4 protein-coding genes are annotated in these 8,685 nt (G+C 67.9%); 3 read left to right on the top strand and 1 reads right to left on the bottom strand.

What is annotated here, in order from left to right; genetic code table 11:
- The first annotated feature begins 7 nt into the window (after nt 1–7).
- The 3 genes from acnA to ACESMN_RS00725 all read left to right on the top strand — a co-directional run bounded on the left by acnA (nt 8) and on the right by ACESMN_RS00725 (nt 7,153).
- Nucleotides 8–2,758 (top strand): aconitate hydratase AcnA, encoded by a 2,751-nt coding sequence (gene acnA, locus ACESMN_RS00715; RefSeq protein ID WP_373051663.1) that lies wholly within the window; start codon nt 8–10, stop codon nt 2,756–2,758.
- Between the two features lie 75 nt (nt 2,759–2,833).
- Entirely contained in the window at nt 2,834–4,003 is a 1,170-nt protein-coding gene (locus ACESMN_RS00720) for an efflux RND transporter periplasmic adaptor subunit (protein WP_373051664.1), read from the top strand.
- Between the two features lie 6 nt (nt 4,004–4,009).
- A complete protein-coding gene (locus ACESMN_RS00725) occupies nt 4,010–7,153 on the top strand; it encodes an efflux RND transporter permease subunit (RefSeq protein WP_373051665.1) in 3,144 nt (1,047 codons plus the stop codon).
- A 63-nt stretch (nt 7,154–7,216) separates the two neighbouring features.
- On the opposite strand, the gene ACESMN_RS00730 is transcribed toward ACESMN_RS00725, so the two are convergent.
- Nucleotides 7,217–8,593 carry a class II fumarate hydratase gene (locus ACESMN_RS00730; protein WP_373051667.1) on the bottom strand — a complete coding sequence of 459 codons (1,377 nt, stop codon included), beginning with the start codon at nt 8,591–8,593 and terminating at the stop codon, nt 7,217–7,219.
- Nucleotides 8,594–8,685: the final 92 nt, after the last annotated feature.

Here is an 8,685-nt window from a genome sequence, read left to right on the forward strand (position 1 = left end):
CGACACCATGACCGCACCCACCGACAAGTTCACCCGGAGCCTGAGCGCCGGCGGCCGCGAGTGCGGCATCGTCCCGATCACCGAGGACCGCCGGGCCGCGAGCCTGCCCTACTCGCTGAAGATCCTGCTGGAGAACCTGCTCCGCTTCGAGGACGGCCGCACGGTGCGCGCCAGCGACATCGAGGCGGTGCTGGACTGGGACCCCGCGGCGGAGCCCGCGCAGGAGATCGCCTTTCGCCCCGCGCGGGTGCTGCTGCAGGATTTCACCGGCGTGCCCGCGGTGGTGGATCTGGCCGCGATGCGGGACGCGATGGTTGCCCTCGGCGGCGACCCGGCGAAGATCAACCCGATGCAGCCGGCCGAACTGGTGATCGACCACTCGGTGCAGGTCGACACCTACGGTAGCGTGAACGCGCTGCAGCTCAATGCCGAGCTCGAGTACTCCCGCAACCGCGAGCGCTACAGCTTCCTGAAGTGGGGCCAGCAGGCCTTCTCCACCTTCAAGGTGGTGCCGCCGGACACCGGCATCGTGCACCAGGTGAACCTGGAGTACCTCGCCCGCAGCGTGTTCGTCGAGGACCAGCCTGACGGCCGCTGCGTCGCCTATCCGGACACCCTGGTCGGGACGGACTCGCACACCACGATGATCAACGGGCTCGGCGTGCTGGGCTGGGGGGTCGGCGGCATCGAGGCCGAGGCGGCGATGCTCGGGCAGCCGATATCCATGCTGATCCCGCAGGTCGTCGGGTTCAGACTCTCCGGACGCCTGTCCGAGGGGGCGACCGCCACCGACCTGGTGCTGGTGATCGTGGAGATGCTGCGCAAGCACGGTGTGGTGGGCAAATTCGTCGAGTTCTTCGGCGACGGCCTCGCGCACCTGCCGCTGGCGGATCGTGCGACCATCGCGAACATGGCTCCCGAATACGGCGCCACCTGCGGCATCTTCCCGATCGACGGCGAAACGCTCGAGTACCTGCGCCTGACCGGACGCGATCCGGAGCACATTGAACTGATCGAGGCCTACGCCCGGGCGCAGGGCCTCTGGCGCGAGGACGGAGCGCCGCAGGCCCGCTACACCGATGTGCTGGAGCTGGACCTCGGCACCGTGGAACCGAGCCTGGCCGGCCCACGGCGGCCTCAGGACCGCCTGCGGCTGAGCGAGGTGGGGACCCGCGTGTCAGGCATGATCGACACCATTCTGAAGGAACGGGCCTCTGCCGCGACCGAGCCGGCGGAGGCGGAGCGCTTCGAGGCCGAGGGCGGCCATACCGCGGTCGGCGTGGAGCAGCAGGCGGTCGCCACCACGCCGCGGACCACCATCACCATGAACGGCGAGGACTTCACCCTCGATCACGGGGACATCGTGATCGCGGCCATCACTTCCTGCACCAACACATCGAACCCTTCGGTGATGCTGGCCGCCGGCCTCCTCGCGCGCAAGGCCCGCGAACGCGGCCTGAAGGTGAAGCCATGGGTCAAGACCTCGCTGGCGCCAGGGTCCAAGGTGGTCACCGAGTACCTGCAGCATTCCGGCCTGCTGACCGACCTGGAGGCGCTGGGCTTCCACCTGGTCGGTTACGGCTGCACCACCTGCATCGGCAACTCGGGCCCGCTGCCCGAGCCGATCAGCGAGGCGGTACTGAAGGACGACCTGATCGTCAGTTCGGTCCTGTCGGGGAACCGGAATTTCGAGGGGCGCATCCACTCGGAGGTGCGCATGAACTTCCTCGCATCCCCTCCACTGGTCGTCGCCTATGCGCTGGCCGGGACGACCACCATCGACCTGCAGAACGATCCCTTGGGCGAGGATGCCCTCGGGAAGGCGGTGCACCTGCGGGACATCTGGCCGAGCAACGCGGAGATCCAGGCCAGCGTGACCGGCAACGTGAACGCGCAGAGCTTCCGGACCACCTACGAGGATATCTACCGCGGCGAGGACCGCTGGATGCGCCTGACCGCGCCCGAGGGAGACCGCTTCGACTGGCAGGAGGAATCGACTTACGTGCGGAATCCGCCGTACTTCGAGGGCATCACGATGGAGCCCGTTCCACTGACCAAGATCGAGGGCGCGCGCGTACTGGCGCTGCTTGGCGATTCGGTCACCACCGACCACATCTCGCCGGCCGGATCGATCCACCCGGAAAGCCCGGCCGGCCAGTACCTGGCCAGCAAGGGCGTGAAGCCAGCCGACTTCAACTCCTACGGCTCCCGACGCGGCAACCACGAGGTGATGATGCGCGGGACCTTCGCGAACGTGCGCCTGCGCAACCTGCTCGCCCCCGGCACGGAGGGCGGCGTGACCCTGCACCTGCCGGATGGCCGCGAGATGCCGATCTATGATGCCGCAATGCAGTACCAGGACGAAGGCGTGCCCCTGGTGGTCATCGCCGGCAAGGAGTATGGGACCGGCTCTTCGCGGGACTGGGCCGCGAAGGGGACGCTGCTGCTCGGCGTGAAGGCGGTGATCGTCGAGAGCTTCGAGCGCATCCACCGCTCGAATCTTGTCGGTATGGGCGTGCTCCCGCTGACCTTCCTGCCCGGGGAGAATGCCGCTTCGCTGGGTCTGACCGGGCGCGAGGTGTTCAGCATCGAGGGTCTCGATGAGGGCCGTGCCTCCCGGGTCAGCGTTCGCGCGATGCGCGATGACGGATCGGTGACCGAGTTCCAGGCCCGGGTTCGCCTCGACACGCCCCAGGAGATCGACTACTTCCGTCACGGCGGGATCCTTCCCTACGTGTTGCGGCAACTCGCAGTCTAGGTTTAAAGTCAGAAGCGCCCGTTTGCGCCCGGGCGCTGATTGCAACCGGAAACGGCGCAGGGGGAGTTGCAGCCGATGCGGGGCAAGAGGGGTGGGCGTCTGCAGGCGGGGCGTACCGGGGTCATGCTCCGCGGGGTCGTCCTGGGTGGTGCCGCGATCCTTCTCAGCGCCTGCGGCGCGGAGGATCCGTCCGAGACGCAGGGGGCTCCACCGCCAGCCGTCACGGTCGTGCAACTCAAGACCGAGCCGGTCACGGAAACCCGTGAGTTCGTCGGGCGCGTCACCGCGGCCGAGCGGGTCGAGATCCTTGCCCGCGTCCGCGGATTCCTCGAGGAACGTTTGTTCGTCGAGGGCGAGACCGTGACCGCCGGCGAGCCGCTGTTCCGGATCGAGTCCGACGCCTACGAGGCCGCCTTCGCGCAGCGCGAGGCCGATCTCGAACGGGCGCGCGCCGAATACGAGAATGCGCAGGCGCAGTTGCGCCGCGGCGAGGAGCTCCTGGTCAACAATGACATCGCCCGCGCACGCGTCGACGAGCTGCGGGCGGCGGAGTCCGTCGCGCGCGCCGGCATCGCGCAGGCCGAGGCCGTGCTGCAGGAAGCCCGTCTCAATCTCGAATACACCGAAATAAGCGCGCCCATCGACGGCCGCATCGGGCTTTCGCGGTACACGGTCGGCAATCTGGTCGGCCCCGAGGCCGGCGCGCTGGCGACCGTGGTGCAGCGGGATCCGATCGACGTGCAACTTCCCCTGCCCCAGCAGGAACTGCTGGAGTACCGCAGGGCGGTGCTCGATCGCGGGGGCGATCCGGCCGCGGTCACGGTCCACCTGCGGCTCGCTGACGGAAGCCGCTACGGTGAAGACGGACAAGTGGATTTCGTCGACGTCACCGTGGACCCCGGCACCGACTCCGTGCTGGTGCGATCCCGCCTGCCGAATCCGGACGGGCTTCTGGTGCCGGGCCAGTTCGCCACCGTCATCCTGGAAATCGGAGAACCGCAGACGGCATTGCTGGTCCCCCAGTCTTCGCTGCAGATGGACCAGATGGGCCTGTTCGTGCTGGTCGTGGACGACCAGCAGCAGGTAGCGGTGCGGCGGGTCACCACCGGCCAGCAGGTCGACGGTCGCGTGGTCGTGCAGTCGGGGCTGTCGGAAGGCGACCGGGTGGTGGTGGAGGGTGTGCAGAAGGTGCGACCCGGGCAGAGCGTCACCGCGACGCCCTGGCAGCCACCGACATCGGACTGAGACGCGATGTTCTCGCACCTCTTCATCGACCGGCCGCGGCTGGCGATCGTGATCTCGGTACTGATCACGCTCGCGGGTCTGATTGCCCTCACCCGTCTCCCGGTCGCGCAGTTTCCCGACATCGTGCCACCGCAGGTACAGGTCTCCGGCTTCTATCCGGGCGCCAGCGCCGAGGTCGTGGAGTCCACCATCGCCCAGCCCGTCGAGGGCAAGGTGAACGGCGTGGACAACATGCTCTACATGAAGTCCACGGCGACCAACGCCGGCTTCTATTCGCTGACCGTGACCTTCGAGCTGGGTACCGATCCGGACATCAACACCGTGAACGTACAGAACCGCGTGGCGCTGGCCGAGGCACAACTCCCGGAGGAGGTGAAGCGTCAGGGCCTGACGGTACGCAAGAAGTCCTCGGCGCTGCTGCAGCTGGTGGCCCTGCACTCGCCGGAGCAGACCTACGACGGCCTGTTCCTGAGCAACTACGCGACCATCAATCTGCTCGACACGCTCGCGCGCGTGCCCGGCGTTGGCGAGGTCTCGCTGTTCGGGGTACAGGACTACAGCATGCGCATCTGGCTCAGCACCGAGCGCCTGACCGCGCTCGGCCTGACGCCCACGGACGTGGTGCAGGCGATCCGTGCCCAGAATGTGCAGGCGGCGGTCGGCCGCATCGGCGCGCAGCCGATGAGCGAGGACGCCCAGTTCCAGATCACCCTGCAGACCCGTGGACGCCTGTCGGAGGTGGAGGAATTCGAGGAGATCGTGGTCCGCGCGAACCCCGACGGCTCCACCGTGCGGGTGCGGGACCTTGGCCGGGTGGAGTTGGGTGCGAAGAGCTCCGACGCGGTGGCACGTCTGAACGGCAGCGACACCGCCGGGATCGGGATCTACCAGGCGCCCGGGGCAAACGCCCTGGCAGTCGCCGAGGGCGTGCGCGCCGCGATGGAGGATCTCGCCGAGCGTTTCCCCGAGGACATTGACTACCGCGTGGTCTACGATACCTCGGAATTCGTCAGCGCGAGCCTGGAAAAGGTCGTCCACACCCTGTTCGAGGCCTTCGTGCTGGTGGTGCTGGTGGTCTTTCTGTTCCTCGGAAGTCTGCGGGCCACGCTGATCCCGATGATCGCGGTGCCGGTGGCACTGATCGGCACCTTCGCCTTTCTGCTGATGCTGGGCTTCTCGATCAACACGATCTCGCTGCTCGCGGTCGTGCTCGCGATTGGTATCGTCGTGGACGATGCGATTGTGGTCGTGGAGAACATCGAGCGGATCATGGAGGAGGAGGGTCTGGCGCCGCGGGAGGCCGCGAGGAAGGCGATGACCCAGATCACGGGCCCGATTCTCGCAATCACGCTGGTGCTGCTCTCGGTGTTCGTGCCGGTGGCCTTCATTCCCGGGATCACCGGGCAGATGTTCCAGCAGTTCGCCGCGGTGATCGCGTTCGCGATGGTGATCTCCGCGGTGAACGCACTGACCCTCTCCCCCGCCCTGAGCGCACTGCTGCTGAAACCCGCGCAGCACCGGCGCGGCCCGATGCGCTACGTGCTCGGCGGGATCGACCGCGTGCGCGACGGCTACGCGTCGGTGGTGGCCCGTCTCGTGCGTATCTCCGCCATTGCCGGCGTAATCGTGCTGGTGCTGGGTTTCGGCAGCTTCGGCCTGTTCAAGGCCACCCCGACCGGCTTTCTGCCAGAGGAGGACCAGGGGGCCTACATGGCCGAGATCCAGCTACCGCAGGGTGCCTCGGTGAGTCGCACCCTCGAGGTGGTCAAGCAGGTGGAGGCGATCGCCGCGGAGGACCCGGCGGTGGAGGATGTGCTGTCGGTCGTCGGCTTCAGCATCCTCGACAGTGCGGTGCAGCCGAACAGCGCCTTCCTGATCGGTCGGCTGAAGCCCTACTCCGAGCGCACCACGGACGATCTGAAGGTGGACGCGGCAATCCGCCGGCTAGCGGTACAGGGCAATGCCCTTCCCGGTGCCCGGGTGATGCCGTTCAACCTGCCCCCCGTGGTCGGCCTCGGGACCGGCGGCGGATTCGAACTCCAGCTGCAGGACCTTCAGGGGCGGCCGCCGGAAGAGCTCGCCGCCACGATGCGCGCGCTGGTCTTCGCCGCCAACCAGCACCCCGATCTCGGCGCCGTCTACTCCACGTGGGCGACGGACAATCCGCAGATCTACCTGCACATCGACCGCGACAAGGCACAGGCCCTCGGTGTGCAGATCGGAGACATCTTCTCCGCGCTGCAGGCCACGCTCGGCGGCGCCTATGTGAACGACATCAACCGGTTCGGCCGCGTCTGGCAGGTGAACGTTCAGGGTGAAGCGGAGGATCGCGAGCGCATCGACGATATCTCCCGCATTCACGTCCGCAATCGCGACGGCGAGATGGTCGCATTGCGCGCACTGGTGGAGCCGGAACTGATTCTCGGACCCCAGTCGCTGCAGCGCTACAACAACTATCGCAGCGTCACCATCAGTGGCGGACCCGCTCCGGGACGCAGTTCAGGCGACGGGCTGGCGGCGATGGAAGAGGTGTCCGCCGAGACCCTCCCCGCCGGCTTCGGCTTCGAGTGGACCGGCACCGCGCTGCAGGAGAAACAGGCCGGCGGCCAGACGGTGGTCGTGCTCGCGCTGGCGGTGCTCTTCGCCTATCTCTTCCTGGTCGCGCTGTACGAGAGCTGGTCCATGCCGGCTGCCGTGCTCCTGTCCGTGGTGGTCGCGGTCGTCGGTGCGATGCTGGCGCTGTGGGTCACGGGGCTCTCGAACGATCTCTACGCGCAGATCGGGATCGTGGTGCTGATCGGCCTGGCGGCGAAGAACGCGATCCTGATCGTGGAGTTCTCGATGGAGGAGCGACGCCAGGGTGTGCCCATCCTCGACGCGGCAACCAACGGGGCCCGACTCCGGATCCGCGCGGTATTGATGACCAGCTTCGCCTTCATCATGGGGCTGGTGCCGCTGATCACCGCCACCGGCGCCGGCGAGGCCAGCCAGCGGGGCGTGGGTACGGCGGTCTTCGGTGGCATGCTTGCAGCGGCTCTCGTTGGCGTATTCCTGATCCCGATGCTCTACGTACTCTTCCAGCGGCTGCGCGAGCGCATCCACGGAGCGGAGCGAACCGCCGGGACGCCGGATCCCGCAGGCACCCCCTGATGGTCCGTACCTGACCCGCCTCCACCCCCTTCTCGGGAAGACCGGCGACGGGGCGCCCGGCCCTCACCGCGGCCCGGTAAGCCCCATCGGATCCAGCAGCGCCGCCAGCCGCTCGCGCTCGATCCCGGTCTGCTCCGCGGCGACGTCGAGGATCGGACGCCCGGTCCGGTAGGCCAGCTTGGCGATCTCGGCACCGGCCTCGTAGCCGATCTCGGCATTCAGGGAGGTCACCAGGATCGGGTTACGTGCCAGCGCCTCTTCCAGGCGCGCGCGGTTCACGGTGAAATCCGCGATCGCACGGTCGGCCAGGTGGTTCATCGACGCGGCCAGCAGCGCGATCTGGGTCAACAGGTCGTCGGCAATCAGCGGCAGCATCACGTTCAGCTGAAAACTGCCCGACTGCGCGGCGCTGCCGATCGCGGCATCCAGGCCCGTCACCTGCACGCAGGCCATCGCCACGGCCTCCGGTATCACCGGGTTCACCTTGCCGGGCATGATCGAGCTGCCCGGCTGCAGTGCCGGAAGACTGATCTCGGCCAGTCCCGTCAGCGGGCCCGAGTTCATCCAGCGCAGATCGTTGGCGATCTTCAGCAGCGTGGTTGCAAGGGTCCGCAGCTGGCCGGAAAGCTCAGCCGCCGTGTCCTGGCTCGCCAGCGCGGCAAAGCCGTTCGCCTGGCGTACGAAGGGAAGTTCCAGCCGTTCGGAGAGGCGCCGGGCCACGCGCTCGCCGAAGCCCTCCGGTGCGTTGACGCCGGTACCGACCGCCGTCCCGCCGATCGCGAGCTTGCACAGGCGCCGCCGCAGTTCGTCCAGCCGGGCCTCGCCGAGTTCGAGCTGCGTGCGCCATCCGGAGAGTTCCTGGTCGAGCCGGATCGGCATCGCATCCATCAGGTGTGTGCGCCCGGTCTTCACCACGTCCCCGAGCTCGCGTTCCCGGCGGGCGATCACCGCGATCAGGTGGCGCAGTGCCGGTCGCAGCTGCTGTTCCAGTTCCATCGTCGCGGCCACGTGGATCGCGGTCGGGATCACATCGTTGGAACTCTGGCCGCGGTTCACGTGGTCGTTCGGGTGAACGGGGCTGCCGGCCGCGGCGGCGAGATGGGCGATCACCTCGTTCACGTTCATGTTGGTGCTGGTGCCGGAGCCGGTCTGATAGACATCGACCGGAAAGGCCTCGCGGTGTTGCCCGAGGGCGATCGCGTCGGCCGCCGCGACGATCGCCGCCGCCTGTTCGGCCGTCAGTCCCCCAAGTTCGCGGTTCACCTCGGCACAGGCCGCCTTGATCTGGGCCAGTGCGCGGATGAAGGCCTCCGGCAGCGGCCGCTGAGCGATCCGGAAGTTGTCCACGGCCCGCTGGGTCTGGGGGCCCCAGGGGGCATCGGCCGGGATCCGGACCGGCCCCATGCTGTCGTGTTCGTTACGGTAGTCGTTGGTGGCCATCATTGCGCTCCGAAGCGAATGAGGCCCCATTCTATCCCGCGGCTACGTGGGAGCGGCCTCTGGCCGCGATAGGGCCCTTTGGGGACGCAACC

The sequence above is a fragment of the Thioalkalivibrio sp. genome, from assembly GCF_041690275.1.
Taxonomy (GTDB): Bacteria; Pseudomonadota; Gammaproteobacteria; order Ectothiorhodospirales; family Ectothiorhodospiraceae; genus Thioalkalivibrio.

Bases quoted from the DNA above. Each gene is read 5' to 3' on its own strand.
- acnA (WP_373051663.1), top strand. From the start codon at position 8: ATGACCGCACCCACCGACAAGTTCACCCGGAGCCTGAGCGCCGGCGGC.
- ACESMN_RS00720 (WP_373051664.1), top strand. From the start codon at position 2,834: ATGCGGGGCAAGAGGGGTGGGCGTCTGCAGGCGGGGCGTACCGGGGTC.
- ACESMN_RS00725 (WP_373051665.1), top strand. From the start codon at position 4,010: ATGTTCTCGCACCTCTTCATCGACCGGCCGCGGCTGGCGATCGTGATC.
- ACESMN_RS00730 (WP_373051667.1), bottom strand. From the start codon at position 8,593: ATGGCCACCAACGACTACCGTAACGAACACGACAGCATGGGGCCGGTC.